Annotated in this window: 26 protein-coding genes; 11 read left to right on the forward strand and 15 right to left on the reverse strand. The window is 42.5% G+C overall.

The annotated features are described in order from the left end of the window. Positions 1-45: 45 nt before the first annotated feature. Both H5125_RS01605 and H5125_RS01610 read right to left on the reverse strand, forming a co-directional pair. A complete protein-coding gene (locus H5125_RS01605) occupies positions 46-915 on the reverse strand; it encodes a cation diffusion facilitator family transporter (RefSeq protein ID WP_101084934.1) in 870 nt (289 codons plus the stop codon). Between the two features lie 201 nt (positions 916-1,116). Next, positions 1,117-1,608, reverse strand: coding sequence for a Spy/CpxP family protein refolding chaperone (locus H5125_RS01610; RefSeq protein WP_182743309.1), 492 nt, complete (start codon positions 1,606-1,608; stop codon positions 1,117-1,119). A 275-nt stretch (positions 1,609-1,883) separates the two neighbouring features. On the opposite strand from H5125_RS01610, the gene H5125_RS01615 reads away from it, so the two are divergent. The 3 genes from H5125_RS01615 (at position 1,884) to H5125_RS01625 (ending at position 5,514) form a co-directional block, all read left to right on the forward strand. Beyond that, on the forward strand, positions 1,884-3,311 hold the full coding sequence (locus tag H5125_RS01615) for a thioredoxin family protein (protein WP_259395372.1): 1,428 nt from the start codon (positions 1,884-1,886) through the stop codon (positions 3,309-3,311). Positions 3,312-3,427: 116 nt separating this feature from the next. Further along, positions 3,428-4,114 (forward strand): response regulator, encoded by a 687-nt coding sequence (locus H5125_RS01620; RefSeq protein WP_059745835.1) that lies wholly within the window; start codon positions 3,428-3,430, stop codon positions 4,112-4,114. Then, positions 4,114-5,514, forward strand: coding sequence for an ATP-binding protein (locus H5125_RS01625; protein ID WP_182743313.1), 1,401 nt, complete (start codon positions 4,114-4,116; stop codon positions 5,512-5,514). Before H5125_RS01620 ends, H5125_RS01625 begins: the two co-directional genes overlap by 1 nt. 259 nt (positions 5,515-5,773) lie before the next feature. Here the strand turns inward: H5125_RS01625 and H5125_RS01630 are convergent, their stop codons facing one another. Next, positions 5,774-5,932, reverse strand: coding sequence for a YqaE/Pmp3 family membrane protein (locus H5125_RS01630; protein ID WP_011635799.1), 159 nt, complete (start codon positions 5,930-5,932; stop codon positions 5,774-5,776). A 317-nt stretch (positions 5,933-6,249) separates the two neighbouring features. Here H5125_RS01630 and H5125_RS01635 point away from each other — a divergent pair, with 317 nt between their 5' ends. From H5125_RS01635 to H5125_RS01645, 3 genes are all read left to right on the forward strand, one after another. Then, on the forward strand, positions 6,250-7,626 hold the full coding sequence (locus H5125_RS01635; protein WP_182743315.1) for a mechanosensitive ion channel family protein: 1,377 nt from the start codon (positions 6,250-6,252) through the stop codon (positions 7,624-7,626). 250 nt (positions 7,627-7,876) lie between these two features. Beyond that, the gene (gene trmL / locus H5125_RS01640) at positions 7,877-8,341 is read left to right on the forward strand and encodes a tRNA (uridine(34)/cytosine(34)/5-carboxymethylaminomethyluridine(34)-2'-O)-methyltransferase TrmL (RefSeq protein WP_059745837.1); all 465 of its coding nucleotides are present in this window, start codon (positions 7,877-7,879) and stop codon (positions 8,339-8,341) included. Then, positions 8,341-8,679: a DUF2956 domain-containing protein gene (locus H5125_RS01645; RefSeq protein ID WP_101084929.1), complete on the forward strand. Its 339-nt coding sequence runs from the start codon at positions 8,341-8,343 to the stop codon at positions 8,677-8,679. The genes trmL and H5125_RS01645 overlap by 1 nt, the downstream gene beginning before the upstream one ends. Before the next feature lie 29 nt (positions 8,680-8,708). Here the strand turns inward: H5125_RS01645 and H5125_RS01650 are convergent, their stop codons facing one another. From H5125_RS01650 to H5125_RS01680, 7 genes are all read right to left on the reverse strand, one after another. After that, the gene (locus H5125_RS01650) at positions 8,709-9,272 is read right to left on the reverse strand and encodes a hypothetical protein (protein ID WP_182743317.1); all 564 of its coding nucleotides are present in this window, start codon (positions 9,270-9,272) and stop codon (positions 8,709-8,711) included. Between the two features lie 240 nt (positions 9,273-9,512). Next, positions 9,513-10,964 carry a pitrilysin family protein gene (locus H5125_RS01655; RefSeq protein WP_182743319.1) on the reverse strand — a complete coding sequence of 484 codons (1,452 nt, stop codon included), beginning with the start codon at positions 10,962-10,964 and terminating at the stop codon, positions 9,513-9,515. Continuing rightward, the gene (locus tag H5125_RS01660) at positions 10,961-12,274 is read right to left on the reverse strand and encodes a M16 family metallopeptidase (RefSeq protein ID WP_409085803.1); all 1,314 of its coding nucleotides are present in this window, start codon (positions 12,272-12,274) and stop codon (positions 10,961-10,963) included. Before H5125_RS01660 ends, H5125_RS01655 begins: the two co-directional genes overlap by 4 nt. Before the next feature lie 101 nt (positions 12,275-12,375). Continuing rightward, positions 12,376-13,683 (reverse strand): amidohydrolase, encoded by a 1,308-nt coding sequence (locus tag H5125_RS01665; protein ID WP_182743321.1) that lies wholly within the window; start codon positions 13,681-13,683, stop codon positions 12,376-12,378. Between the two features lie 124 nt (positions 13,684-13,807). Further along, positions 13,808-14,452, reverse strand: coding sequence for a class I SAM-dependent methyltransferase (locus H5125_RS01670; protein WP_182743323.1), 645 nt, complete (start codon positions 14,450-14,452; stop codon positions 13,808-13,810). Between the two features lie 43 nt (positions 14,453-14,495). After that, complete coding sequence (locus H5125_RS01675; protein WP_182743324.1) at positions 14,496-14,879, reverse strand: hypothetical protein; 384 nt, start codon at positions 14,877-14,879, stop codon at positions 14,496-14,498. Positions 14,880-14,884: 5 nt separating this feature from the next. Next, a complete protein-coding gene (locus tag H5125_RS01680; RefSeq protein WP_182743326.1) occupies positions 14,885-15,496 on the reverse strand; it encodes a tRNA-uridine aminocarboxypropyltransferase in 612 nt (203 codons plus the stop codon). Between the two features lie 102 nt (positions 15,497-15,598). On the opposite strand from H5125_RS01680, the gene H5125_RS01685 reads away from it, so the two are divergent. Next, positions 15,599-16,564, forward strand: a complete 966-nt coding sequence (locus H5125_RS01685; protein WP_182743328.1) for a putative porin — start codon at positions 15,599-15,601, stop codon at positions 16,562-16,564. A gap of 81 nt (positions 16,565-16,645) precedes the next feature. Here the strand turns inward: H5125_RS01685 and H5125_RS01690 are convergent, their stop codons facing one another. Further along, positions 16,646-17,851 carry a multidrug effflux MFS transporter gene (locus H5125_RS01690; protein ID WP_101084920.1) on the reverse strand — a complete coding sequence of 402 codons (1,206 nt, stop codon included), beginning with the start codon at positions 17,849-17,851 and terminating at the stop codon, positions 16,646-16,648. 126 nt (positions 17,852-17,977) lie between these two features. Between H5125_RS01690 and H5125_RS01695 the strand changes: the two genes are divergently transcribed. From H5125_RS01695 to H5125_RS01710, 4 genes are all read left to right on the forward strand, one after another. Next, positions 17,978-18,961, forward strand: coding sequence for a LysR family transcriptional regulator (locus H5125_RS01695; RefSeq protein ID WP_101084919.1), 984 nt, complete (start codon positions 17,978-17,980; stop codon positions 18,959-18,961). A 121-nt stretch (positions 18,962-19,082) separates the two neighbouring features. Further along, positions 19,083-19,424: a hypothetical protein gene (locus tag H5125_RS01700; protein WP_182743330.1), complete on the forward strand. Its 342-nt coding sequence runs from the start codon at positions 19,083-19,085 to the stop codon at positions 19,422-19,424. A 309-nt stretch (positions 19,425-19,733) separates the two neighbouring features. Then, on the forward strand, positions 19,734-20,072 hold the full coding sequence (locus H5125_RS01705) for a hypothetical protein (protein ID WP_182743332.1): 339 nt from the start codon (positions 19,734-19,736) through the stop codon (positions 20,070-20,072). Between the two features lie 346 nt (positions 20,073-20,418). Then, entirely contained in the window at positions 20,419-21,057 is a 639-nt protein-coding gene (locus tag H5125_RS01710; RefSeq protein WP_182743334.1) for an NAD(P)-binding oxidoreductase, read from the forward strand. A gap of 336 nt (positions 21,058-21,393) precedes the next feature. Here H5125_RS01710 and H5125_RS01715 read toward each other — a convergent pair whose 3' ends face one another. The 4 genes from H5125_RS01715 to H5125_RS01730 all read right to left on the reverse strand — a co-directional run bounded on the left by H5125_RS01715 (position 21,394) and on the right by H5125_RS01730 (position 26,750). Then, a complete protein-coding gene (locus H5125_RS01715; protein WP_157822753.1) occupies positions 21,394-21,804 on the reverse strand; it encodes a hypothetical protein in 411 nt (136 codons plus the stop codon). Positions 21,805-22,175: 371 nt separating this feature from the next. Continuing rightward, positions 22,176-22,667, reverse strand: a complete 492-nt coding sequence (gene lspA, locus H5125_RS01720; protein WP_101084914.1) for a signal peptidase II — start codon at positions 22,665-22,667, stop codon at positions 22,176-22,178. A gap of 485 nt (positions 22,668-23,152) precedes the next feature. Then, entirely contained in the window at positions 23,153-25,009 is a 1,857-nt protein-coding gene (locus H5125_RS01725) for an SLC13 family permease (RefSeq protein WP_182743336.1), read from the reverse strand. A 232-nt stretch (positions 25,010-25,241) separates the two neighbouring features. Further along, the gene (locus H5125_RS01730) at positions 25,242-26,750 is read right to left on the reverse strand and encodes a DUF4145 domain-containing protein (protein WP_182743338.1); all 1,509 of its coding nucleotides are present in this window, start codon (positions 26,748-26,750) and stop codon (positions 25,242-25,244) included. Positions 26,751-26,779: the final 29 nt, after the last annotated feature.

Raw genomic sequence — 26,779 nt, forward strand, 5'->3', positions numbered from 1 at the left:
CGCACGTATTGCTGAGCTGGCATTTGTCATCCCCATTCATCTCTATCACACCGGGTCTTGGTGAATAATCACTTCAGCATCATCAAACGCCGCTTTAATCGTCATACCCGCTTTATCTGCTATTTCATGAGCATCATGCAAAGACAAGTTACCGGCTAATTCCATGTGCAATTGAATAAATGTGGTTTTACCTGCTTGGCGAGTACGTAAATCGTGAATACCTTGAACCCGAGGGTCTTGCTTGGCCAAGGCTTTAATCTTGTCACGAGTCTCGTTGTCTAACTCGCGGTCAAGTAAACTCTGAATTGAACGATAACCTAAACCGAGTGCTTGATTACCAATAAACAATGCAATAAACACCGCAAACAAACCATCGGCCCACCACCAGCCATATTGCGCTAATATTAGCGCAAACAACACCGCTGCATTCAATAACAAGTCAGATTTATAATGCAATGAATCGGCTTCAACCAAAGAGCTATTGGTTTTTTTCAACGCATGTCGTTGCAGTAAAACGAGTGCAAATGTCAGCACAATGGCAATAATCGACACCACTATGCCACTCATAGCATTGGTGACTGCCACTGGATGAATCAGCTTTTCGCCGCCATACAATAATAATAACGACGCCGAACCTAAAATAAAGGCCGCTTGGGCTAACGTTGCTAATGGTTCAGCTTTGCCATGGCCATAACGATGATCTTTATCCGCGGGAACAATGGCATACCGAATAGCAATAAAGTTAACAATCGAAGCAAGTGCATCTGCAAATGAATCCGTTAATGAGCCCAACATACTGGCCGAGCCAGAGTACAACCAAGCGATTAACTTAATCACAATAAGACACAGCGCAGTAGCTACCGACGCGCGGCTAGCTAATTTGACCCAAAAGTCATATTCAGAAGAGGTACTCATATAAGAATTGTCGGCTCATTTAACTGATGATTTATCTGCTATTACTATAGCAAGTTCATTGCTCGATTAGGATAAAGTTTACTAAAGTCGCTGCTGGTCTTATGCAAAGTGTGACCATTAGCAAACTTGCATGAATAAAAAAGCCATTACCCCAAGGTAATGGCTTTTATCTATTTAACCTGATGTTGTATCAGTTAATCATTAACGGCGCGGTTTGTGGCCTTTGCCTAGCTTAAATTTATCTTGAAACGTTTGTTGCTGTTCAGGCGTTAATAATTGATAAATTTCGTTTTGCATTTTCAAATGCGTCAGCATCTTTTGTAAATGCTTTTGTTGCTCTGCTTCAGCCATTGCAGTTGCTTTTGCTTCGTCAAAACCAGCGGTAGTGATTAACGCTAACATTTCTGTACGGTGCTCAGCGCGCTGCTCTTTAGTTGGGCGCTCAGGACGGTTAGCTTTGTACTTATCGAAGATGGCTTTTACTTGAACTTTTTGGGCATCAGTTAAGTCCAGCTTACGAAGCATTTTATGCATGCCACCTTTGTGACCATGATGTCGGTCACCTTTAGCGGCAACATTTTCAGTTTTTACAGTGTTATCAGCTGCATCAACTGCATATAACTGGCCAGCTAATAAAGCCGAGCTTGCCACTAAGGCAACTAAACTCGTTTTGATGATTGATGATGTTTTCATTGTTAAGTACCTCGGTATGAATGGGATTTATTTTCTGCCTTAGCAGATTTGATACTCAGTTTACCGAATGCAATGTCAATGAGGGTTAAGACTGAGTAAACCTATGTAAAGAACGTTTTCATAGCACTTTAGCGCCAGTAATTCATGATCAAGTTGGCATATTGAATGATAAAAATCGCAGTAATGCGAGCCAGTTAACGTAATTCAGACTTGATCCTTACAGTATTCATATTAGGGCATAAAATCTAACTATTAGCGCTTTAATGGAATACATTATGAACCGATTGATTGGCCAATTACTGTTACTTCTTTGTGTACTGATATTGGCACCCAGCTCAATAGCCAGTACCGCGGCCTCAACAGACGACTCACTTTGGTATACTCAGCAAAACCAGCAGCCTGTGGTTAAACTGCATTTCTTTTGGTCTAAAACCTGTCCTCATTGTCGTGAAGCGCATCCTTTTATTGATGCTTTAGGCGAACGTTTTGACTGGATAGAATTACACGACTACGCCATTAGCGAACCCGGCAATGTCGATAAACTCATGGAAATGGGCCAACACACTGGTGTTGAACCTAAATCGGTGCCCTACTTTGCCATTTGTGGCGAGGCCGTTGTTGGCTATAACAGCCATGATGTCACAGGGCGTTACATCCTAGAGCGCTTAGTTAACTGCTATCAACGCCAAGGTGGTAAAGCTGACATTGGTAATAAGCTCGATGATTTCTTAGGCGCTACGCCAGTGGTAAGCCAACCACTATTTGAAACCTGTAGTGACACGAGTGACGACCCAGAAGCCGAAGGTTCGTGTGGCATGTCATTTGACCAAGCCAGTGACATTACCCCTATACCAACTGTTCAGCCTGTCGACATTCCACTCATTGGTGCAGTGCACCCTGAAGAAATGTCATTGCCAGTGCTCACCTTAGTACTCGCTGGTGTCGATGCTTTTAATCCTTGCGCATTTTTCGTGTTGCTGTTTTTACTGAGCATCATGGTTAATGCAGGCAGCCGCAAACGTATGTTATTGGTAGGCGGTATTTTTGTATTCTTCTCAGGCTTTATCTACTTTATATTTATGAGCGCCTGGCTTAACTTATTCCAACTACTTGGCGGCGGTGATGGCGGTATCATTATCACTTGTGCGGGGGTATTGGCATTGATTGCGGCCATAGTGAATATAAAAGATTACTTTTACGGCCGTGGCGACGTTAGCCTTTCAATGTCAGTTGAAAATCGTGGTTCGCTTATTAAACGGATGGGCAAATTATCTAAAGCCAGCTCGTTACCGACAATGATTTTAGGCTCAACGATTCTGGCTATTTTAGCTAACACCTATGAACTGCTTTGCACCGCAGGTTTTCCAATGATTTACACCTCAGTATTGTCGTTATCAGATCTCGATACCATGCAGCGTTACTTATACCTCATCGCTTATAATGTGGTTTACGTTATTCCACTTGCCGCTATTGTGATTGTATTCTCAATGACCTTAGGTAAACGCAAACTGACCGAAAAAGAAGGCGAAGTACTTAAACTGATGTCAGGTATTATGATGTTAGGTTTAGGCAGCATGTTAGTGTTTAACCCTAACTCACTGCAAAATGCGGTCTTTTCTGTAGGTCTGATTTTGGGGTCTATTGTACTGACCTTTATTATTGCCAGAATTAAACGCTACATAGTGCAAAATAAAGCAGGATAAATGTAAAACTGTGCAATGTTGATATGATTTAATCTTGGCATAAGATAAGCTTAATTGATCGAAAAATCTGTATGTTAGCTTCAACATACAGATTTTCTTTGTGCCAGAGGAAAGTTATGAATCGTATTTTACTGATCGACGATGATATTGGTTTATCCGATCTACTCAGCCAATTACTTGAGTTGGAAGGCTTTGTACTAACCCAAGCTTATGATGGTGAGCAAGGGCTGATGATGGCGCAACAGCAAGACTTCGATTTAATCCTTCTTGACGTGATGCTGCCTAAACTGAATGGTTTTGAAGTCTTGCGTGCTTTACGCCAACGCAAGCAAACACCGGTATTAATGCTAACCGCTCGCGGTGATGAAATTGACCGAGTTGTCGGCCTTGAAATTGGTGCCGATGACTATTTGCCAAAACCCTTTAATGACCGCGAGTTAGTGGCTCGAATTAGAGCCATATTACGTCGAGCACAAACGACTCAGCAAGATAGCCAAGCCAATGAAATGATGCAGTTTGGTGATTTACGTCTCGACCCTACCCGCCAAGAAACCTATTGCAATGAGCAACTAATCATTCTCACTGGCACCGAATTTTCACTGCTGTTTCATTTAATCGAAAAGTCAGGCGAACTGGTCACCAAAGAATCATTAAGCGAAAACGTATTAGGCAAAAAGTTAATGCCATTTGATCGTAGCTTAGATATGCATTTGTCTAACTTACGCAAGAAACTACCAGAGCGCCAAGATGGCCGTCCACGCGTCAAAACCCTGCGCGGTAAAGGTTATATTTGGATACCGTAATGCTAAAGAACAATCCATTTAACGGGCTATTTTTTAAATTATTGTTAGGCTTTTGGCTATGCAGTTCATTGATTATTGCACTGGTGTCTTTATTGCCATTACTGCAACAAAACCATGATCGTTCGCCATTACCTGCCAGCCTTGAGCGAGTGCTTAAAAACGTTGCAGAACGGATACAAGAGCAACCTCAATTGCTCGAAGGTAAAAACCTTCAACGTCTGCACCGTAGCCGCAATAAAGAAGGTGATAGAAACCATAATGGCGGCCCATTGCGTTTATATTTAACCGACGGCGAAGGCCAAGTATTAAATACCAAACGAGTCTCGCGTGGATTTAGACGTTTTCAACTCATGGCAGAAGAAGCAGACCAACCGATCAGCCATCAATTTAGAGATGAGCTTATTTTTGGCCCGTATTCTTTTGAGGTCAACAGCAAACCGTATCAATTATTTGGTCGTTTCCCCGATAATCATCCACGGCCGTGGTTCTTCTTCTTTGCCGACAATAAATTACTGACCGCAGGCTTAGCCATATTATTGTCAGGCTTATTATGCGGTTTACTCGCATGGTATTTGGGTAAGCCATTACGTTCGCTAAAGCACAGTGCCAATGCCCTCGCTAGAGGTGATTTATCTAGCAGAGTTGATGCCGCTACCGCAAATCGTCGCGATGAAATGGGCCAATTGGCACAAGCTTTCAACGGCATGGCCGATGCCGTACAAACCATGATTAACAATCAGCAAAGATTAATGGGCGACATATCTCATGAACTGCGCACACCGCTCACTAGGCTGCAATTAGCCTTAGCGTTAGGCCGTAAAAAAGGGCAGCAAAGTGAAGAGCTAGAACGTATCGGCTATGAAGCCTTACAACTTGAAGCGCTAATAAGCGAGTTGCTCACTCTATCTCGGGTAAGCTTGGCCAGCCATGAAAATAAAGTCGTACTCGAATTAGCAGAATCTTTAAGCCAAGTGTTAGATGACGCCGAATTTGAAGCCGAGCAGCAAGGCAAACTATTACAAATTGATATACCAGAGGCGCTACTGTTACCTTTTCACCCAAAGACACTCTCGCGCGCCATAGAAAATCTGCTGCGTAATGCGATTTACTATGCCAATAGTCAGATAACCATTAGTGCAGCCCAAGTTGGCAAGCACATATTGATAACGGTGGAAGACGACGGTCCAGGTATAGAGCCACAAGAACTCGAAGCTATATTTAAACCTTTCTATCGCCCCGACACTGCCAGAGATAGGCAAAGCGGCGGTTGGGGTTTGGGCTTGGCAATCACTCAAGCCGCCATTACGTTACACCAAGGCAGTATAGTGGCAGAAAACCTTATCGGCCCAACAGGAAAGCGCGAAGGCCTTAAGCTCAGTATCAGTTTACCGGTTAACTAGTCGATATAAAAAACATAAACTTCAACCACTTATATTCTAATCGGACTGAGTAATGGCATTATCCATAACCCCTGCATACGCAGGGAATAAACGAGTATCAATAAACAGCTAGCTCAGCTTAATAGACGACACAGCGTAAAGCACATTATTGATAAACATGTCATGACTAGGTAAAAATTACCCCTAACTGGCAACATTTTCCGATAAATGTGAGCAGCCTGAGCCGCTTCACCATTAGGGATAATCATCTTGGCAGCCACTAGCGCTTAGCAATCACCCATACCGCGTGCACTATCCCAGGAATGTAGCCTAGCAAGGTTAAAATTATATTTAATAATAAGGTCTTACTTAGCCCCACTTGCAGGAAAACCCCAAGAGGTGGCAGTAAGATTGCGATTAAAATACGTAATAAATCCATGATATTCTCCATTTTGAATGAGCCGAGGTTAGCAATTACCCCAGCGTGTATGAACTGATTTGTATTCACTTTCATAATATACAAAGCAATTACCAGACCACTATTTCTAATGTTGCTGTTCTAGATCTTAATCAGCATCGGTTTTTAAGCAACTACACGACCCCATATATTGACCTATTAGTATGCCTTTAGAAGTGAAAAAAGCCCTTTTTGCATACTCTAAAAACATTAGCAGATAACACTCACAACCTTTGGTGCCTTTGAAGTTTATTTGCTAATATTGAATAATGACAGGCTAATACCTTGCGGATAATCTTATGATTTGTCGATTTTTTTTAAACCGTTTTCCTCGCTGCAATCAGCGATCATCCCCAAGATTAAGTCGATGGATTCTACTATGGAGTTTAGTCACTGTTGGTTGCCTTACCAACTTTGTGTCTACTGATGCCCAGGCTGCGCCTTCGCCCAACACTGTGAAGCAACTGATACAGATTAACGACCCAAGCAGCGCAATAGACATTGAAATACAAGGCTCTGTCGTCAATCTAAACGGCTCTGCCACGGAGCAAGCGAGTAAAGAGCGCATACTGCAAACTATAGCCGCTTTACCTGGTGTAACTCAGGTTGTCGATAATATTCACTTGCAACCTATTGCGCCCTTATCTTTGGCTCCCCTGAAGCAAGATGCTGAGCAATTTTGGGCCAAAGCCTTACTCTATTTACCGCGTTTGGCTTTAGGGTTATCAATTTTCTTACTCCTATTTTGGCTTTCACATCCTTTAGCTCGCTTATTGATTAGTCCCTTAGCTTGGGTGACAAAAAGTGAGTTGATCCGTTTAGTGATGCAGCGCAGCATCAGCATATTAATCATATTGTTAGGGCTGTATATATTCTTGCGTCTCGCGGGCTTAACGCAGTTTGCGGTCGCTATTATTAGCAGCACTGGTGTCATTGGGCTGATTTTAGGTTTTGCCTTTAAAGACATCGCCGAAAACTTTATTTCCAGCTTATTACTCAGTGTGCAGCGTCCGTTCAAATTAGGTGATGTAATCTCCGTCGAAGGGAATTTGGGAGTGGTAAAGCAAGTCACAGCAAGAGCCACCACGTTAGTCGATTACGACGGAAATCATATCCAAATACCCAATGCCACTATCTATAAAAACGTGATTAAAAACCTTACCGCCAACCCGAGAATGCGTGGCAATTTTGTCATTGGCATTGGCTATGATGCAAGTATCCGTAAGGCTCAGGACATCGCTATGGAGATCATGGCCGATCATCACGGCGTACTCGCAGATCCCGAGCCGCAGGTGCTGATAAAAAACCTTGGTTCATCGACGATTAATCTACAAGTGTATTTTTGGGTCAATGCTGAAACTCACAGTGTTCCAAAAGTGGCTTCAATTTTAATGCGCTTGCTGGTGCGCGCTTATGAAGCGAATCAGATAAGCTTGCCTGACGACGCCCGCGAACGTATTTTCCCTCAAGGGATACAATTAGTCACCAATGGACATCAGCAAGGTGAAACACCTCTGAATACGATACAGAGCACTGAGCACAACAGCAACAAAGCCCAAGAGTCATTAGAAGATGCCCATAATGAAACTAGCGATGACATCAGCAGCGATACCGATGATATACGTCAACAAGCGGCACAATCACGAGATCCTGAAAGTGGCGCCAATATTATCTAAGCTCTTATGTTGGTTGAGGAATAAGCATGGAATTTTTATTTCTCGATATGCGAACTATAGCGCGAAGGCATCAATAAAATAGCCAGTATTTTATCAGGTTGTTATTGCCTATGTGTCAGCGCCCAACCAGCAATTATCATCAGGGCTGTATCGCCCATTTTGATAACGTCAGCGTTTATAACGCCTCGCAGTCAAACCTTGGTTAGGGTATAATTTGCCACTCTTTTTATGCTTCGTACCTAAGGTTGCTATGTTTCATATTGCCCTTTATGAACCCGAAATCGCTCCAAATACCGGAAACATCATTCGTCTATGCGCCAACAATGGCTCGCAGTTACATTTGATTGAGCCGTTAGGTTTTGATCTCGAAGAAAAGAAATTACGTCGCGCGGGACTCGATTATTCGGATCTAACCAGTGTGACTCGCCATAAAAACTATGCCGCTTTTTTAGAGGCCATGGCAGGAAAGCGTATTATTGCTTGCACCACTAAAGGTAGCCGTCCTCATACGCAAATTGCTTTCCAAGAAAATGATGTATTATTATTTGGCCCCGAAACCCGTGGGTTACCAATGGATATTATTGATGCGACGCCACTTGCGCAGCGCTTACGTATCCCAATGACCGCCAATAGCCGTAGCTTAAACTTATCCAATTCAGTTGCCATTATTAGTTATGAAGCATGGCGTCAGCTGGGTTTTGCAGGCGCTGAGTAATGAAAAAGACGCTATCACCTGAAACCCAACAAGATGCTTTAGCCATTGCTAAAGCAACCCAAAAACCTGGGCAAGTTAAAGAACAAACCAAGCTGATTGCTGCGGGCGTTGAAAAGGGGATTGCTGAATACAAAAAACGTGAGAAGGCTAAGGCTCGCGAACGAGATAAAGCCCGTAAACAGCAGCAAAAATCTAAAAGCGCGACAAGCTCAAATGATGACGATTCTGATATGTCTTACATTGAACCAGAGAGTCGATTCAACCCTTTAACATGGTCGTTGCTGGGGTTACTGCTATTGAGTTGGGCATTGTTTGCCGCTTATTTGTTTTATCGCTAAGTCACAGTGGGTGTTAAGAAGCACTCATTTTATTCTGTCGGCAGAGTATTCTTTGCCGATGGTTTAAGCAGACTAATGGCTCTAATGACTTGATACTGCTCACTGTCGTCATCCAAATAGTGCGCGCTTTGCTGCCATTGCCATCTTGCTGTTGACGGTTTGGTATCACTCATCATGGGATCGAACTGCAATTGTACTAAGGCCGGACGTTGATTAATTTCCCCCTTGCCTAAAAATGAGTAACTGCCCGCTTGCTCATAAAGCGTTAACTGTTGCGAAATATCATCGGTAATCCCATTGGCATACACCAATAAAATATGATCTTGTTGTTGCCTAAACCACCAAGTTTCACTGTTCGAAAAGCGACTACCACGGCTAACACTAATGTATAAATTACGTTTATCTGCCGAGCACATCACCGAAGTGCTTACCTGCTTCGGCGCAACATTCGGATTGGCTGCACTGCCCTGCCACTCACCCACTAGTTGGCTACAAAACGCATCTAAAGTTACTTTCGCAGCATAAGATGACGTTGAATGTGTCAGTAACAACATCGCCGTTAGCAGTAATATAAATCGGCATGTATGTATCATTAACCATCCTCTTATCGCAATCGCGTTTAACACTTAACGGATCCCAAGCTCAACATAGCTAATGTTGCCTGCACCTATCTTGGCTTAGCGAGCTCATTGAATCACTGAGTGACACCATGATATCTAACCATAAAAATGGCCCACTTATGTGAGCCATCATATGATACTACAGTGCAATTAACAGACTAAGTCATTAACTGAATAAGCCATTAATTGCATAAGTCATTAACCCACTAATAACTACTGACCAAAACCCGTCGCAGTGATATCAACTTTAGTCACTTCACCGTATTGCGCCGCAATATCAGCAATGTTTTCAGCGTTGCCAATCAACACAAACTGTAAGTTTTGTTGTGGGAAATATTGCTTAATCAAACGTTGAGTGTCTGCGAGAGTAAGTCCATCTACTTTAGCTTGAAATTGATTAATAAAATCATCATTAAAGCCATACAGATACATGTCAGACAATAAACCGGCTAACTGTCCACTAGTCTCATATTTAGGTGGGAACTGGCCTTTAACATAGGCTTTAGCAGAATCTAAAGTGGCTTGATCAATGCCCTTTTCCCATAAACGAGCATAGGTTTTTAAGGCTAAATCAATGGCTTCTTTAGTGGTCGATGACTTAGTAAAAGTACTGATTTGGAATACCCCAGATTGAGCATAAGGGCTAAAACCAGAACGGGCACCGTAAGTTAATCCGGCATTGACGCGTAATTCATCATTTAACCATGAAGTAAAACGACCACCTAAAATGGTGTTCACTACAGTTAACCCAACATAATCAGGATTGTCATAACGGATCCCCACGCCACCAATTAAAAAGGTGGTTTCAATTGCGTCAGGCTTGTCGACCAACAGTACGTGAGGTTGGGTTAATGTTGGTAAATGTTGGCTTAAATCTGGCTGAACCACGGTTTCAGTGGTCTGCCAATCGCCAAAGGCTTTATTCAGTTTAGCGGTCATGTCGGCAACATCAAAATCGCCCACCACGTTAATGGTCATGTTGTTTGGTTGATAATAGCCTTTATGAAAAGCACGTAACTCCTCAACAGAAAGTTTAGCTATGGTGTCACTATTGCCTGATACCGGATTGGCATAAGGATGATCACCAAAGACTAACTTATTGAAGTAGCGACCAATCACTGCTCGAGGACTTTCTTTTTGCTGTGATAAACCCACAATTTCGCGCTGTTTTAGTTTATCAAATTCAGCGCTATCAAAGTCTGGTTGACGCAATACGTGGCTAAAAATATCGAGCACGGTATCAACATCTTTGCTCATCATATTGGCACGAATATAACTGCCTTCTAAATCAGCGTTGGTGTCTATGCTGGCACCCATAAAATCTAACTGCTGCTCGATGTCGGCCTTTGATTGACCCGCGGCACCCAACAGTAAACTTTGTGAGGTAATGTAAGCCATACCAGAGGTAATATCATTGACTGCTCCCGCTCTTACTACGGCATCAATGGTCACTAATGGCACTTCTTTTTGCACCATCAGCTTAACCTTTAAGCCATTGTCTAAGGTAACAGATTGGTAGCTTGGCATAACAAAGCTAGCGGTAACAGGGTTGGCGGAGTCGGCAGTGGTTTTCTGGGTCGTCGCACAACCACTTATCCCTATGCTACAGGCCAATGCGATTGCTGATAATGATATTTTAATGCGTGTGTGAGTTACGGTTTTCATTTGTCTGACTCCTCAGTAGCAGCGAGCACACCGACAGTTCGATTCGCTTTAATTAAATAGGTTTGCGCCACACGCTGAATATCAGCAGGAGTGACCTTGTTATAGGCTTCTGGGGCGTTAAACAGTTTTGCATAGTCGCCAAAATACAGCTCGTATGTGCCTAAAGTATTGGCTTTACCATTAATGGTTTCCATCGTGCGGTAAAAGTCCATTAACTTAATATTTTTAACTTTTTCAAGTTCTTGCTGAGTCACACCTTGCTCGGAAATTAGATCAATCTGCTCGATGAGGGCTTTTTCTAAAGTCTCGGCACTGACTCCCGCATTCGCTACACCCAAGATATAAAACAAGTTAGGGTCAAACGACATCGGCATGTAAGTGTCGGCAGCGACAGCTAATTGCTTGTCGACTAGCGCTTTATAAAAGCGTGAGCTATTACCTTCGCTTAACATCGACGTTAATAAATCCAATGCATAGTAGTCGGCATGGCTAGTTGCAGGTACATGATAAGCCAACATAATGTTTGGCGTGCTTACCGATTCTTTTTTAACAAATACCCGACGTTCGCCATTTTGTTGCGGTTCAACCGTGCGTACGGCTTTCGGTGGGGCTTGGGCCGGAATTGGCGCAAAATACTGATTAGCCAGGGCTTTCACTTCGGCTAGCTTCACATCACCGGTAATCACCACTAGCGCATTGTTAGGGGCATAGTAAGTTTTATGGTATTGCTGTAAGTCTGCTAATGTCCAAGCTGCAATGTCTGACTCATAACCAATAACCGACCAGCTATAAGGATGCGCCGCAAAGGCGACACTTTTAAGCGCTTCTTGAATCGTACGCCAGTTAGAGTTTTCAAGCCCTGTGGTACGCTCTGACTGCACCACACCGCGCTCACTCTCAACCATTTCAGGGTTGATGTCTAAATTGGCGATGCGGTCTGCTTCTAAATCAAAAATAGTTTCTAGACCATTGGCTGGAAACCAGTCGGTATATACCGTTAAATCTTCACTGGTATAAGCGTTGTTGGCGCCACCAGCCGCTTCCATCGTGCGGTCAAACATTTTAGGGCCAAACTTTTTAGAACCGTTAAACATCATGTGTTCAAAAAAGTGCGAAATACCGGTAATGCCTGGTACTTCATTGCGCGAACCCACTTTCCAAAAAATGTACATATTGGCATTAGGGATAGAACTATCCTCCAACACCATAATCTTCATGCCATTATCTAAGGTAAAACTATTAATATCTTCAGCTTGTGTCGCTGACACATTAGGTGCACTCAGTACACCTAACGTCATCAGCAACGCCATTATCTTGCGGGTCATATCTCGCTCCTTTTGAGCTATCGTCCAATGGTTTATTAAAATTGGTTTTTTAAAAATGGATTATTAAAATTGGTTTTTAAATAGGGCTATTGTGCCGCGCTTAATGCGGTTAAAGCAATTTGGGTCATGGTTTGTACGCCAACCTTAAGGGCACTTTCATCAACATAAAATGCTGGAGAGTGATTACTGGCGACGTTATTGATATCTTGGTCAGCAGGAGTCACTCCTAAGAAAAAGAACATCCCAGGTGTTTCTAATGCGTAATAAGAAAAGTCTTCCGCACCGGTAATCAGTCCTGGCTCAATCAACATATTGTCACCCACTACAGAGGCGATAACCGGGCGCATTTTGCTGACTAACTCTGGGTTGTTAACCGTAACCGGATAACCAGGTTGGATCACGGTTACTGCAATGGCGCCAACTGTTTTAGCGGCATTAGCTGCCACTTCGGCCAATTTAACTTTAATGTCGGCGCGCATATCTTGATCGAAAGTACGAATAGTACCGATAAGCTCTACTTCATCAGGAATAATATTCGATCGAATACCACCATTAATGGCCCCAAAACTCACCACGGCGGGTGCTTTGGTGATATCCACCTGACGACTAATAATGGTTTGTACACTATTAATAATTTGTGCCGAGGCCACGATAGGATCAACACCACTCCAAGGACGTGAGCCATGGGTTTGCTTACCCATCACTTTAATCGTAAATGAGTCTTCACTCGCCATTGCAGGGCCGGAACGTAGACCAATCATACCTGTAGGCATGCTTGAAGTAACATGCATACCAAACACTTGCTCAGGCTTGCGCTTAGCAAATAAGCCTTGTTTGAGCATTAACTCCGCACCGCCTTGCTCACCTTCTGGCGCGCCTTCTTCGGCTGGCTGAAAGATAAACATTACATCACCGGCTAGGCTGTCTTTTACTTTTACGAGGTTTTCAGCCACGCCCATCAGCATGGCCACATGGGTATCATGACCGCAGGCGTGCATCACACCTACTGTTTGATTTCGATAAGTGTCAGTTACTTTAGAGGCAAAAGGTAAATCAACCACTTCGGTAACGGGCAGCGCATCCATATCAGCGCGTAAACCAATTAATGGTCCAGGCTTGCCGCCTTTTAGTATGGCGACCACACCGGTATGAGCAATACCCGTCTGCACTTCAAGTCCGAGAGATTTAAGATGTTTCTCAATCACTTTACTGGTGCGAAATTCGCGATTAGATAATTCAGGGTGTTGATGTAAATCGCGGCGCCATGCAATGACTTTGCTTTCAACTTGAGCGGTTAGCTCTGCAGCATTGGGCACGCTAGCCACGGTAGTCGTGCTGTAAACACTGGTGGCAAATACACTTGAAAGCAGTAAAGCAACAGACGTCAGGCGCATGTTTATTCCATTTATTATAGTAATTAGTGCAACAAAACTACCTTGAAATGACGCTTTTGTTAAATCTTTTACCGCTTTGCTAACAAGTCAATTGTATCTATTTATTAATACCCAACACTCACGACTAAACTGGCGACTTTGGAAGGTGAAAAAACACCACATCGCTGTCGATAATTTCAAGCTGCCAACCTTGCTGTAATGCTAACCATTGAAAGGTTTCTATAGAGTAGAAATTGATATGAGTTGGGTCAATTTTATAGTACCAATTGTTAAACTTATCTAAGCTGGGTACTTGTTTGGTCATTACTGCCAATATGCCGCCAGGCAACAATAATGTACTTAACTGCGTCATCAACGCCTGCGCATTGGCAATGTGCTCTATCACTTCAGTTAAGCAAACAAAATCATATTGCTGAGAGAGTACTTGAGTATCTGGGTGGTAAAATAAATCATAATTAACCACCTTAATACCTTGCGCTGCAGCCATTTGGCTTAATACAGCACCTTCTCCGCAGCCAAAATCTAACCCTGTTGCGTCGGGTTTAATACGGGGGATTAATGGCGTTAAAGTACGAGATAAAAATTGTTGATAACCCACATCGGCAACGTCATTATTGTGGCAATCATAATGGGCTTTTTCAGCTATTTGATCCAAATGAAATGCTGCAGGAACCGATACCAAAAAACATTGCGGACAACGGACATAGGGACGACTTTTATCTTGAGAAAAAGCAACTGTTTCATGGTGACACAAAGGACAAGACGACAAAGCGAACTCCAAAATAAACCGAATGGGTCAATCAACAGCAAGACTAATCAGATTGAACTGGCTCTATACTGGTGTCTTTAGGGATTTTACGGGTTTGAGTAGCGGCCTCTTGCGCCTGTTGTAAATACTTTTGCTGACGGGTTAAACGCTCATCCGATTGAGCACGGGCTTTTTCGAGCTGCTGCGCTTCCCAATCGTTTGGCTGCGACTTAGCTAATACTTCTTGCTCACGTTCCGAGGTAGCCTTGGCTGCCTCACGCGCTTTTTGCAATTGCGTTTGCTCAAGTTCAGCCGACTCTTGGCGCGCTTGCTCGCCTTTTTCAGCCAAGGTCATTGTTTTATGTGGCTTATCATTAGCTACTGTAAAAAATGCCAATGTACTCGCCGTAACGAGCAAAATAACTGAGCTTATCAGCCGATGTTTCATCTTGTCTATCCTTTGATTTTATCGCCGTTATAACGCTCACGAACCACAGCAGGCATAGCCGTTAACTTATGTTGCACCATTGCGTTAAACACTGCAAATATTGGCGCGATATCAGCCGCGGGATTTAACGCAATCAACGTGTGGGCAACCGCTTCCAGAGTCGACAAGCTGTCGCTACGTTTCGCTTTACGAATGATATATTGCGACTCATCTTCACATTCTAGATGCAGTGACGGGTAATTAAGTAACCACGGATTGAGCTGCAACATTCGGTATGCTTTACGCCAAGTACCGTCGACTAAAATAATTATCGCAGCCTCACTCGCTCCAGCCTCGGCTACAGTTTGACTGTGCTCATTTGGATAAACCACATAAATCGGCTTCGTTTGCGCAGCTAAATAATGTTGCAGCTCAATAAAGTCCGCGGCAGATTCACCCACGTAAATTTTCATCTGCGGCATCACCAGTTTCAATAACCTCACGGTGTTCTTAGCATGATCCACTTCAGATGGATGCTGCATCACCACAACCTCGGTATTTGACGTCACCGGTTTGAGCGCATGACACACGCAAGCCGACTGTGGGTATTGACAATGGATACAATAACTTCTGCTCATTTTTTGTCTTATTTTTGTTGCAAATCTGTTGTTGCAAATATGTAAAGTTGAGTTCAATATACTTCGCTCTACACCATAATACCTCAAGGAAGAACCATTACTATGACTAGAACAAAGATGTCTGTGGCATTAATGCTCGCATTGGCCACAATCCCTGCATATGCAGCCCAAGATAATACCTATCACCACGAAGCAGAAATCGGTTTTTTAGACTCATCAGGTGAAGCGGATGGCCTAGTTAACGCCAATTATCGCTATTACTTTAAAGCGGTTGAACAAGCAGATAAGCCATACGCATTGGCGGGATTCTTTAATCAAGGCTCAACTGTTTCTGCGCGTTATGCCACCACTGACTTCCAAGATTTATATCACATCGCTGGAGAATACGTTTTTGACTCAAAATGGTTTTTGGGGGCTGGAGTCAACCAGTTAAATGCAGATGATGCTGTATTTGACATCACAACATACGAGATTAGTGCTGGATATTTTTTTAGCGAACACTCAACGTTATCCTTGAACTACACGACCAACTCAGAATCAGAATCTAACAATGGCGCATATTTAGAATATGAATTTGAATCATATTTTAGCCAAAATATTGATGCTATCACGTTAACTTACGAACATTTTATTCCATTACAATCAACCGCTGGAGTGTTTATAACTGGGGCTGTAGGTTATCAAAACCCACAATATATCAACAACGAAATGCTCACTCAAGTTGATGGCTCAACTCCGACTATAGTGCAAGATTCTAAAATAAACTTTGAAAATGACATTTATACTGTTGCAGTGTTTGCAGATTGGTATATCAATAACGCATGGTCAGTGGGTGCGACTTACTACCGGACAGATGTAAATACTGATTTCAGCAGCAGTAATATTGATGACTCAAATAAAAGTAGCCACAGCAACAACATCACTGAAACGGGTTTAAATACACGTTACTTCTGGCATTTTTCAGATGTATTCTCGGCTAAGTTTTCACTAGAACATTATTTCGATAATGGTGAGTATAATAGTGATTCAGAAACTAATGTTGGCATAGCAATTAACGCCCGTTTCTAAATTTCATCATATTGAGGCAAAAAAATACCCGCGGAATGTGGTTAGCATTCTGCGGGTTAAAGGTGATATTACTAAAGCTAATTAGTCATGTTGTAACTGTTCTTGATGCAGATGGCTTAAACGGTTCATTGCCATAATGATCAGCAATACTGCACTAAAGCCCCCCATAACAACCGCTATCGCATAAGGTGCAGGTATATCTGTTAGCTGGATCAACGCCGTCAGTATTGATGCCCCACTCATTTGAATGCAACCTAACATCGCCGTCGCGGTACCAGCGCGCTCACCGAAAGCCGACAACGCCATACTGGTTGCTGGGCCAAGCAAAATAGCAAAGCCAATACATAAAATCATCATCGGAGCCATAAAGGCTATTGCGGCGGCTAATCCTTCTTGAGGGCCAGCAAAGTACATCGCGGCTTCGATAACAGCAGCAATCAACATCAACGATAATGCCACTACTACTCCCGGACGGTTACCGATACGCTTAACCAACACTGGGGCAGCAAAACATGCGGCAATATTTACCGCAGCATTAAGGCCAAATAAACCGCTGAAAGTTAATTCTGAAATGCCTAAATGACCAATTAACCATACTGGTGAATAAGACACGTAACATAAAATTGATGCCATCGCGATCATGCAACAACTGGCATAAAACATAAAATGAGGGTCGCCAATAACCGGCTTATAGCGGCTCCAACGGTATAAAGGCCCTGTACTGTCGGTATTTAACGGACGTGTTTCCGGAAAACGGAACCCCACCAAAAACAACACAAAAATGGCATACAAAGCCATAAAAATGAAGGTAGAACGCCAGCCAAACTGTAATGCTAATAAGCCACCAAATGTAGGTGCCAGTGCCGGGACCACACAAATTGCACCATTTAGATAACTGTACATCGACACACTTTCTTTGCGCGAATAGCAGTCACGTACCGCACTAAATACCACAATAGAGGTGGAACAAGCCGCTAAGCCTTGAAACACACGGGCAACCTGCAACCATTCAAACTCAACCGCATAAGCCCCTAATAAACTACTAATGCCATAAAGTACAATCCCAAATAATGCGACAGGTTTACGGCCAAAACGGTCCGCGAGTGGACCAATTAAAATTTGCCCTACGCCCATCGCAAATAAAAATAACACTAAGGTGGACTGTACTTCACTGTTTGATACACCGTACTCCAATGCCATTGCAGGCATAGACGGTAGATAAATATCAATAGCCAACGGGCTCAAAAGCACCATAAACATTAACAGTGGCAATAAGTTACGACGCATAAACTTCTTTCTCTCAAATTTTTAATGCACAAAGGTCACCCTTAATAGGGCGCTATAATAAGTCAAATGGAGGTATGAATGAAAATGATATAAAATCCGAAGTGAATTTCCATTTGAGAATATCACATGAATTTAGACAATCTTGCTCGAATCGATCTTAATCTATTAGTCATTCTACAAGTATTACTTGAGGAGCAAAGCGTCACTCGGGCTGCCCATCGCTTGCATGTGAGTCAATCTGCTGTCAGTAAAAGCTTAAATCGGTTGCGAGAAACATTAGACGATCCACTGTTTCAACGCACAGCACACGGCTTAAAGCCAACCGCACATGCTGATGCATTAAGACAACAACTGCCGTTAGTATTACAAAACTTGTATCAACTTACGCAACCGCCAACTTTTCATCCGGCGACCAGTAACCGCCAATTTTCATTCTCGATGGTCGAAAGTGCTTATGAAACCTTAATTCCCTATTTTATCGGACCATTATTACAACAGGCACCGTTAATAAAATTAGATTCCTATGTTTGGACCGAAAAATCCATGCAAGACCTACAGCAAGGACAAATAGATTTTGGCATTGCAGGTCGAGATATTCTGCCTCAAACCGACGTCAATATTGACAACGTACCTGAAGGCATTGAATCACAAGTCTTATTTAACGACCATCAAGTTTGCTTAGTGCGTAAAAATCATCCTATTTTACAGGCTGTAAAAGATGGTCGCTGGGATCAAGCTCACTACCTTAACATGTCTCATGTACAGGTAAGATGTGAAGGTAACGATTGGTGGGCACTAGATTACCACTTAGCCAACTTGGGCTTACATCGTAACCTATCGACCACAGTGCCAGATTTTTATGGTGCTGCCAGCGTTTGTGCCAATACCGATTTAATTTTTACCTTGCCCTCTAGCTTTGCTAACCATGCACAAAAACTATATTCGCTGGTGCCCATTCCCTTACCCTTTGAGTTTATGCCTATGGCTTATGTGTTTTTATGGCATGAACGAAATAATCAAGAGCCTGGACATCAATGGTTTCGCAATATTATTTTCAGCAGCGTCGATAAAGCCATCGCGAACCAACATATTAGTAAACACAACGGCTGACATTGAGCCTAAATTGAACTTTTAGCTCGCGCAACACTCAAATAAAACGATTAGATGACAAATAATCCATCAAGCCAACCTGATGGATTATGTAATAGGGTAAACCCTCGGAGATCAGAGGATGTTCAGTTCAATTTACACTCACAAAATAATGCAACGTCTGCAAAAAATGCGACCATTGGCAGCATTTACAACGGTTGCCACAGTCTTGATCGGCGGCTTGCTATTATTACCGTTAATATTACTGTTAATAGTACCGTTAATATTACTGTTAGTGTCTGTAGGTTTCATCGGTATGACACTGTTAAGCCGCCAATACATGCGCCAGCATCGTACTGCATCATCACCCCTTTCAACAGCTAATCCCAAAGATGATATTTATCATGATCATCCAAATATTGAACGAGAAAACTCGAATCAGAAATCTCGTTTGAGTCATGCCAAATCTGCAGGACTATCGTAACTAAAGTTAAAAAATAACAGGTTAGTATTGACTCACCTATTGACCATCATGCAGTCGTTATAACATGACCGCGAAAGTAACCATCACTAAAAGCATTTTATAAACAGTATGCCTAAATCTAGTCTCGATTAACCCTTTGGCATTGTCTGTGTGGGCAATAACTTTCGCTCTCAAACTTAAAACATTAACTAGGTTTAACGTGACATATTATGTCAAAACGTTGCAAGCTGTATATTAAGTCATCGTTACTAATTTATAGGTAACGTCTTTAGACACCCATATTCAGACCAAGCGCATTCAGGAGCTACCATGAAATTTAATCAATCATTCCACACTGCCAATTTGAAAAGTCGATTCTCGGCTATGAATCCCATTTTGGCATTACTGATGTTTTTTAGCATCGCATTCACCACGATTGTGCTATTGCCCTTTATATTGTTACTGGGCTTATTAAGTTTTATTACTTTACAGCTATTAGGTAAAAAAATATTGCAAAGAAACCAGTCACAAGCCCAACAAGGTGATATCTACCAAGACCGCGCTGATGTTCAGCGCGAACAAGCAGCACCTTACGCAGATATGTTTAGCCGACCTAAATCGAATCAAACTCAACACACTGGTCGCACATTTGAGCATCAGGCAGATTAACTAACCGTTAGATGCGTTTAGTGACAACCTTACCGATTCTAGCCATTTTTCCAAATTGGTATTGGCTATGTTTATCTTAAGATTACCGTCATTAGTCGTCATTCCTGCAAGCTATTAACGATATCTAAGCCGGTAAAACCTTAAATATTCGCCAAAAATATCGGCTGGCTATGTTTATTATTTATGTAAAACATAAAGAGCGGCTAAACACTAGTCACCTCTTAGGCATTGAATCGCGCAGATCAAACCCCAATGTTATTAGAAGGCGGGCAAATAGAGTAGCAAACGATGCTGCCACATTTGCCAGTAATATAAGCCAAAAATTCGATACTGAGGAGAAGATAAAATGAACAAGACACTCATTTTAGGCGCAAGCGGACAGATCGGTAACATGGCGACAAAGCAGCTATTAGCAGATGGCCAATCAGTCATAGCGTTAGTGCGAGATAAAAATAAATTGGCTGATATCGCCAGCGATAAGAAGCTAGACATCGTTGAAGCGGATTTAGAACAGGACTTTAGCCAAGCATTTAACGATTGCGATCAGGTCATTTTCAGCGCTGGCTCAGGTGGTAAAACAGGTGCAGACAAAACTATGCTCATTGATTTATGGGCGGCCTGTAAAGCCATTGATTACGCAAAAGCGGCTAATGTGTCACATTTCATTATGGTCAGCTCTATCGGCGCTGACGATCCCGACCAAGGCTCAGAACAAATGAAGCCTTACTTAGTTGCCAAACACATGGCCGATGAATACTTGATCAGCAGTGGGCTTAACTACACTATATTTAGACCGGGTTCATTAACCGATGATCGTGCCACAGGTAAAGTCCAAACCCAACGGCCGAGCAGCAAAGAAAAAATGACCATTCACAGAGAAGATGTTGCTCGCGCACTGACTTACGCTGTAGAAAAACTACAGCTAGGCGGCAAAGTCTTTGAATTATTTAATGGCAGTAAATCCCTCACTGATATCCTAAATTAATCCATTCAGTAGGCATTCGCCTAACAACGCCATAAACACATAAAAACTTAAACACTTAAACACTTAAACAACATTAAGGCCAGCACAACGCTGGCCGTTTTTTAGGGGAGGATTACCGATTAATTTAAGATACTGAAATATAGCTAGTTAAATAATTTGCAAAGAGGCTAAGGGAAATTGCTGACTACAGAAAAGTGGTAGATACCAATTACATCAAACAGCGCGTTTTCTCGAACTGTTATTGACATAATAAAGAGTAACATCTCATGTGTGCGGGCTTGTTCAACACTTGGGATAGGACGCGGCTTCGCGCGGCCTATCCTTATTTGATAGGTGCTACTTGTAACCCATCAAGCTTATTTCTATTGATGATACAGAGCTAGAATCAGAAAAATCACGGCAGACGACTACTTTTGTGAAAGTTTTTTCTGTTTCAATATTATATTTATCTACATCAGAGCTACATCTCTGTAGGAATACTCCCTTTTCATCACGAATTACCACTTCAATCTTATACATTTCAAAATTAGTCATCTGAGTAATCTTGTATTCACCCGCGACGACATAATTAGAACCTTCTAGGCGGCTGACTTTACTAGTTACCTCGAAACTTTCTATTTTTGTAGGATTGTAACTTTGCATTTTCTCATATTCACTTGGATTAACATATTGAGTAATTAAAATGATGATGGTTATTGATAGACCAAAACCTAAACCCCATAAGAATCCATTTTTAAGATTATCCACACTATCTCCTTGTATGCCTAACGTTTTAGTATTTATGCGTTGCGCTGTTTGCATGGCATAAACAGCTTGTTGGACTTGGCCGATACCGAATCCAGATTTATAGGTACACTTTATGCTTTTGGTATTTGCTTTTTTTGATGCTGGCTCTGGGCTACAGAGCAGTTTTTATCAATTGATGTTGAGTAGTAGGTAAGTTTTTCATTGAAATCCCTTTTCATCGTGTTTTCCTTAATTGAAAATGTACAAATTCAACTCTGAAATTGAGGCCGTTGAAGACTCTTTACAACAGAATGTGTGAGCCTGATAGGTCTTCCTCGAACATATCCATGTAGGCTTAACCAAAACCAAATGAATGACCGGTTAGTCGACTTTTACACCGTAGGTTTATGCTTACTTTGAGCAAATATAAGCAGAAAGACACCAAACATTATTGCTATGTCTGCGACATTAAAAATGCCTGTTCGAATCGAGCCTATACCAATATTTAGAAAATCGATAACGGCCCCATTATTAACAACACGGTCGTAGAAATTACTCATACCACCTGAAAACACTAAAGATAATGCAATTAAAGGGACAAGGTGCTGTTTGGCATTTGAAATTAAATAAACCAGTAAAGCCAATAAAAACGTACCAACCAAAACAACAAAAAACCAGAACCGAGCTTGTTCAGATAGATTATTACCTAAGCCTAGAAATGCACCAATATTTTCTGTGTAACCCACTCTAAGAAGGTCATTAAGGTAGCTCGTCATTTGAAATTTAGGAAGATGTTCTGCCGCTAATAACTTCGTGCCTTGATCACAACCTACGCATGACAGCGTCACTAAAAAAATAACCAATAATCTTTTCCAAACGTCCATATTTACTTTACACCTTTTCTGGCTACTTACGTTGTAGTATTTGTGCATTGGATTGTTTATAAAGCACAAATCTCTTGTTAAACCTAAACGATTGCTAGCTTAGGTTAATTGGTTTGATTTGCTAATAGGAATTTAATTGTTGATGTGGACTCTGGGTTACCGAGTAAATTTGCAATAACTGATACTGAGTTGTCAGTAAGTTTCTTATTAAAATCCATCGTCATTATTGTGCTCCATCACATCTTTCTCACTCTAGCTGATTCAATGAGCATAATACACTCAACTGAATTCTCATATTGCTCTGTGCTACAGCTTAATTCAACAACTATTAATTCAACAACTAATTGGACGGTTCACTCGATAAAGTCGGCCATTTAAGTTATTGCTCAATATCTTTCATTGCCTAATATCTTATTGATATAAATAATTTATGAACAATAAAAAACACATTACATACATTAAAAATAACTACGCCACATCAAAGATTACCAGCTAAGCGAATACATGACTGGCAGTAATAGCGATAAACTCACCCAAACGATAATCGTTAGTGGGACGCCCACTCGGACAAAATCGGTAAATTTATAGCCGCCAGCATGCATTACCAGTAGGTTAGTCTTATAAGCCATAGGTGTGGCATAACTCATATTGGCACCAAACAGCACCGCAATAACAAAGGGTTCGGGATCAACCTGCAGTTGCTGCGCAATGCTGATAGCAATAGGAGTGCCTATGACTGCAGCAGCATTATTAGACACAATATTGGTCATAATGGCCATTAGCAACATCAGTCCAGATACAATAACCGCCGGAGAAGCCCCTGCGGTTAACGCGACAAAGACTTGTGCTAAATACTCTGCACCACCGGTTTTTAATAATGCCGCCCCCATCGCCAAACTCGCCGCCACAATCAAAATGACCTGAGTGCTTAGCGCCATAGAAGCATGACGCCAGGTTAAGCAGCGTGTGACCAGCATAAGCAGCACACCCCCTACGGCGCTTATCGCAATGGGAACGCCCCCAAATGCCGACACAAGAATAATTGCCGCCATAATCAGTAAAGCCGTTACCGCTTTATCCGTGTACGGAAGATCTGCTGTTGCATCGAGCACTAATAGCTCACCAGCACGTTTAATTTCGCCTATGGTATCTTGATCTCCCTGAACTAAAAGAACATCACCAATGCGCAAACGGGCCTGTGCTATTTTTTCACGCAGCGTCTCTACTGAGTTTCCCTCTCGATGTATTGCCAGCACCATTAATTGATAACGATCATAAAAGTTAAGCTGCCTCAAGGTCATACCAAGCAAAGGTGAACCTTGCATGACGACTATTTCGGCAATCTGCTGTCCCTCACCGGATAATGGATGTTCTTCATCAACAGGCGTATCTCCAACATAGAGCATGGCATCCAGAGCACTTTCCAGTTCCTTCAAATTTTCCGGAGTGTCATTCACCATCAACCGATCCCCAGCCTGAATTTGCGCATCGGGCAACGGTACAACATAGGTTCCACTGCCCCGCATAATGCGTGATACTTCCAGCAAACCTGAGCTCTTTTCAATCAGTTCGGTCAATGTCTTACCGACTGCAAAACCGTCTTCCAATATAACCAGTTGGGCAGTAAATATTCTTGGGGAGGTATCGCTGAGTATGGCCTTACGAGCAGGCAGTAAGCGTGGCGCAATCAACCATAAATAAACAATAGCAATAGCGGCAACGATTGCTGCCGGTACAAAAAAATCAAACATCTGCAGTCTTCTTAAGCCCATATCTGCAGCAACTGAAACAACTAACAAATTCGTCGAGGTGCCAATACTGGTACTCATTCCTCCCACCAGAGTGGCAAATCCCATTGGCATTAACATCCCCGAAGCTGGCTCTCCGGTTCGCAGCGATACACTGATTAGAATAGGCAGCAGCAATACGACTATAGGTACATTATTAACAAATGCACTCAGAAAAGCGCCAACCAGCAAGGTCAGCAACATACTCAATGCGGGGCTTACAAGCCATAAGCGCGCCAGAATTCGACCAAGAGGTACTAGCGCTCCGGTGCGCACTAAACCATTTCCGGCAATCATTAAGGCACACACTGCCACCAGCGCTTCATGGCCAAAACCACTGAAAAACTGCAACGCCTCAAGATGTTGCCCCTGCGAATTGACGTAAGGAAAAACAGTAAAACCGATGCTCAGCATTGCCAGAATAAACAGACTCGACGTCTCAATGGCAATAGATTCTCTGGTAAATAGAAACAGGGCAAGCAACACAAGCAATAACACAGCCAGTGCATGCGCATCAGGAAGCTGTGGCAAAGTCGTTATATTAATTGCTGTCACCTGTCGTTAACCTTTTCTATTGGTATGAGCATGGTAAGGCTAGGCTTGCTGTGAAGTTTTTCCACAAAGCGCTTCAAAGCAGGTTGAGATATGTTGAATATATATCAGTTAAATATTAGGCATTGTTTCTAACTAAAGCGAATTGAAGAGACACGCTACACACTTATCTAGCGTGAGTCATCACTGAGTAACAACCCCAACTTAAAAACAACCATAACAAAGCAAATGTCATTTACGCGAGTAAGCACTTTGCCTGTTGCAAGGTAGTTAACTCATCTTCCGTTGGATTAAGCGCAATCACACTGTCAATTTGCATCAGTAACGACTGCCAAAGCGGCTCGATGACCTGGCGCTGAATCTCGTTGGCGTGCAAATTAGCTTGTTGTAGTAAATATGCTGCTTGTACCACATCGATACGGCCTAAAATTCCGTCGGCTAAGGCGACACTCAGTTCAATCATCGCGGTGACATTACGGCCGTATTTAATCACTTCATGCAAATAGTGTTCAGCAATATTAAGTTGCTCTTGGCTAGCGTCATCATCGTGCAAGATATCACTGCTGCAACGTAACATCGCATCCAACTGGCCTTGCTCGGCGGCTTCTTGCATCCATTGTTGGCTCGTAGCGATATCAACTTGGCATCCTTCACCTTGTTCAAGCATCAGTGCCAAATGATATTGTGCATGCGGGTAACCGGTTTGCGCTGCTTTATTTACCCATAAGTAAGCTTGTTCAAATTGTTGGTTTTGATAAAACAGCACCCCAAGGTTTGACATTGCTTCAGCATCTTCTGCATTAGCGGCTAATGTCAGCAATGTTTCGGCTTGATTAATATCCACTTCAAATTGATCACTGCCCACCAGATAAAAGAAACCTAACAAGGCCTGCGCATTAACAATACCTTGTGCTGCCGCTTGCGCAATAAACGCCTCGCCCGTCGCAGGATTTTCCACACCACTATAGCCGTGCAATAAGCTCACACCATGTTCAAACAATGCCGCTTGATGATGAGCTGATGCAATATGAAACCAATGTGCTGCTTGGGCAAATACATCCGCTGACGTTTGTTCAACCGTGGTTGATATTGGGCTTGGAGTGTTTGATTCTGCTGAATTTGAATTTGAACTTGAGGATGTTGAGCTTGATGATGCCGAACTTGAACTTGCTAAGAGTGAATCGTCAGTGGTGTGTGCCAACGCGCGCTCTTGCTCTTGTAGCATTAATCCTTTGACTTTAAGTGACATCCCCACTAAATACTGTGCTTCAGGATCATTTTTCATCACTGCGCGATAACATAAATCGCGGCCAGCAAATGAATCAAATGCTTCAAATTGATAATGCGGAGCAACACCTGGATGCAGAGAGGGATATAGCTTTTCAATTATCTGCAGAATTTGATGGATCGACTTTTCCGCGATGTTAACAAGCTGAGTTTGAGTTAAATGATATTTTTCAGGATGTGCGCCGCGATTACCATCACTGCGTAATCGGTGTAACGCCCGCACTGCGGCAACATCAATAACACGTCGCTGATTCAGCTGCTCAATACGATCATATAAGTTTGCTGAGGTAAACGTTACTCCATGCTGCACCGCTAATTGAGCGGCGAGTTTATGGGTAAAGCTGCGAATGTAGACTAACGCTTGGGTAGGAATATCGCGTACATAACTTTTAGCTAAACGGTAATCGTCGCTTAACTCAGCAGAGAAACCATTAATAAACTCAATATCATTTAACAATGGTTTCTCCTTTTAGCGAGTTGATTGAA

This window comes from Shewanella sp. SR44-4, from assembly GCF_014163715.1.
Taxonomy (GTDB): Bacteria; Pseudomonadota; Gammaproteobacteria; order Enterobacterales; family Shewanellaceae; genus Shewanella.

What these genes read in the sequence shown, in the direction of transcription:
- H5125_RS01605 (WP_101084934.1), bottom strand. Translation starts at nt 915, where the DNA reads ATGAGTACCTCTTCTGAATATGACTTTTGGGTCAAATTAGCTAGCCGC.
- H5125_RS01610 (WP_182743309.1), bottom strand. Translation starts at nt 1,608, where the DNA reads ATGAAAACATCATCAATCATCAAAACGAGTTTAGTTGCCTTAGTGGCA.
- H5125_RS01615 (WP_259395372.1), top strand. Translation starts at nt 1,884, where the DNA reads ATGAACCGATTGATTGGCCAATTACTGTTACTTCTTTGTGTACTGATA.
- H5125_RS01620 (WP_059745835.1), top strand. Translation starts at nt 3,428, where the DNA reads ATGAATCGTATTTTACTGATCGACGATGATATTGGTTTATCCGATCTA.
- H5125_RS01625 (WP_182743313.1), top strand. Translation starts at nt 4,114, where the DNA reads ATGCTAAAGAACAATCCATTTAACGGGCTATTTTTTAAATTATTGTTA.
- H5125_RS01630 (WP_011635799.1), bottom strand. Translation starts at nt 5,932, where the DNA reads ATGGATTTATTACGTATTTTAATCGCAATCTTACTGCCACCTCTTGGG.
- H5125_RS01635 (WP_182743315.1), top strand. Translation starts at nt 6,250, where the DNA reads ATGATTTGTCGATTTTTTTTAAACCGTTTTCCTCGCTGCAATCAGCGA.
- trmL (WP_059745837.1), top strand. Translation starts at nt 7,877, where the DNA reads ATGTTTCATATTGCCCTTTATGAACCCGAAATCGCTCCAAATACCGGA.
- H5125_RS01645 (WP_101084929.1), top strand. Translation starts at nt 8,341, where the DNA reads ATGAAAAAGACGCTATCACCTGAAACCCAACAAGATGCTTTAGCCATT.
- H5125_RS01650 (WP_182743317.1), bottom strand. Translation starts at nt 9,272, where the DNA reads ATGATACATACATGCCGATTTATATTACTGCTAACGGCGATGTTGTTA.
- H5125_RS01655 (WP_182743319.1), bottom strand. Translation starts at nt 10,964, where the DNA reads ATGAAAACCGTAACTCACACACGCATTAAAATATCATTATCAGCAATC.
- H5125_RS01660 (WP_409085803.1), bottom strand. Translation starts at nt 12,274, where the DNA reads ATGGCGTTGCTGATGACGTTAGGTGTACTGAGTGCACCTAATGTGTCA.
- H5125_RS01665 (WP_182743321.1), bottom strand. Translation starts at nt 13,683, where the DNA reads ATGCGCCTGACGTCTGTTGCTTTACTGCTTTCAAGTGTATTTGCCACC.
- H5125_RS01675 (WP_182743324.1), bottom strand. Translation starts at nt 14,879, where the DNA reads ATGAAACATCGGCTGATAAGCTCAGTTATTTTGCTCGTTACGGCGAGT.
- H5125_RS01680 (WP_182743326.1), bottom strand. Translation starts at nt 15,496, where the DNA reads ATGAGCAGAAGTTATTGTATCCATTGTCAATACCCACAGTCGGCTTGC.
- H5125_RS01685 (WP_182743328.1), top strand. Translation starts at nt 15,599, where the DNA reads ATGACTAGAACAAAGATGTCTGTGGCATTAATGCTCGCATTGGCCACA.
- H5125_RS01690 (WP_101084920.1), bottom strand. Translation starts at nt 17,851, where the DNA reads ATGCGTCGTAACTTATTGCCACTGTTAATGTTTATGGTGCTTTTGAGC.
- H5125_RS01695 (WP_101084919.1), top strand. Translation starts at nt 17,978, where the DNA reads ATGAATTTAGACAATCTTGCTCGAATCGATCTTAATCTATTAGTCATT.
- H5125_RS01700 (WP_182743330.1), top strand. Translation starts at nt 19,083, where the DNA reads ATGTTCAGTTCAATTTACACTCACAAAATAATGCAACGTCTGCAAAAA.
- H5125_RS01705 (WP_182743332.1), top strand. Translation starts at nt 19,734, where the DNA reads ATGAAATTTAATCAATCATTCCACACTGCCAATTTGAAAAGTCGATTC.
- H5125_RS01710 (WP_182743334.1), top strand. Translation starts at nt 20,419, where the DNA reads ATGAACAAGACACTCATTTTAGGCGCAAGCGGACAGATCGGTAACATG.
- lspA (WP_101084914.1), bottom strand. Translation starts at nt 22,667, where the DNA reads ATGGACGTTTGGAAAAGATTATTGGTTATTTTTTTAGTGACGCTGTCA.